Source organism: Actinomycetota bacterium (genome assembly GCA_030682655.1).
In the GTDB taxonomy this organism is placed as follows: domain Bacteria; phylum Actinomycetota; class Coriobacteriia; order Anaerosomatales; family JAUXNU01; genus JAUXNU01.
Genome location: JAUXNU010000030.1, coordinates 1 through 1,108, shown reverse-complemented (window position 1 = coordinate 1,108; position 1,108 = coordinate 1). Strand labels below are relative to the sequence as shown.

General features: G+C 66.2%; 2 protein-coding genes. Both read right to left on the bottom strand.

The annotated features are described in order from the left end of the window. Positions 1-529: hypothetical protein (locus Q8K99_01695; GenBank protein ID MDP2181268.1), on the bottom strand; the 529-nt coding region annotated here is incomplete at its 3' end. Beyond that, positions 519-1,108 (bottom strand): hypothetical protein (locus tag Q8K99_01690; protein MDP2181267.1); only part of this gene is annotated, 590 nt, incomplete at its 5' end. The genes Q8K99_01695 and Q8K99_01690, both read right to left, overlap by 11 nt.

Below are 1,108 nucleotides of genomic sequence, written 5' to 3'. Positions count from 1 at the left end.
GCAACCACTCGAGGATCGCGGAGCACCCGGCTTCGGTGTAAAGCTCGGGCTGGAACTCGGAGAGGCAGAGCTGCACCATCGCCAGACGGAAGTCCTTGGCGAGCGTGTAGTTGCGTATGACCCGTTTGGTGAGGGCCTCGTCCATGCGTTTGCGCACGAGTATGCGGTCGATGCCCGTCGTCTCGGCGACGTCATCGAGGGTGCGTGTGTTGCGGGCCTCCGGCCCGTACACTTCTTCGACCAGTGACTCTACCACCGTGCGGGCGTGGGCCGCCCAGTCGAGCCCGCCCGCCGCGGCGAAGAAGATCTGTTGGATGAGGTTGACGCGGGTGAACGCCGAATCCACGGCGACTGTTGCGTATCCCAACGAGTCGGCGTCCGCCCGTACGGCTTGGGCGAGGGCATCGGCCGTGGCGGCATCGGGCGCCACCGCCACCTTGACCGCCGATCCCCCGGAAGCGACGAAGGACTCCAGGTACTCGGAGCGGAGGAATCGGGCGTATTCGCCCACCGGGATCCTAGCCGTCATGGCGGGGCTCCCTGAAGGAGACCGAGGAGTAGACCACTCGTTCGCCGTTCTCCTTGACGAGGGTTATGCCCCTCCCCGTCTTGGCGCCGGTGGAGCGGGAGAAGTGGACCTCGGCCCCGCTCTTTGTCTTGGCCTCCCCACTACCCTCGAGAAGGAAGAGGTCCCTTCCGAACTCCTGACGTGAGTACTCCTTCTTGCTGCCTGGGGCCACCGTGAGCACCGCGTAGATGCGGTCCACGGACACGTCCACCGCGGGCCCTCGGCCCTTCGTGTCGGCGTGGCGGGCGTAGTTCCACGCTGCGAAGAGCGCCTCGAGGAACGGACCCGGCCTGAAGCGCGCGCTCCTGGTTTGCTGAGCCCGCAGGTGGGCGGCCAGGACAGAGGGCCGGATGAAACGATGCGGTTTCTTGTCGATAGTCACCACACGCCTGGCCGGGTCCAGCCTGATCACGGACGGATAGCACATGAACTGGCCCTCCTCCTCGGTGACGGTCAGGCCGAGGGATTCCGCCGCGGCGATGAGCTCGCGGCCGAAGTCACCGGATTCGAAGTGCTCGAGTTCGCCCGCGTCATCGAAGG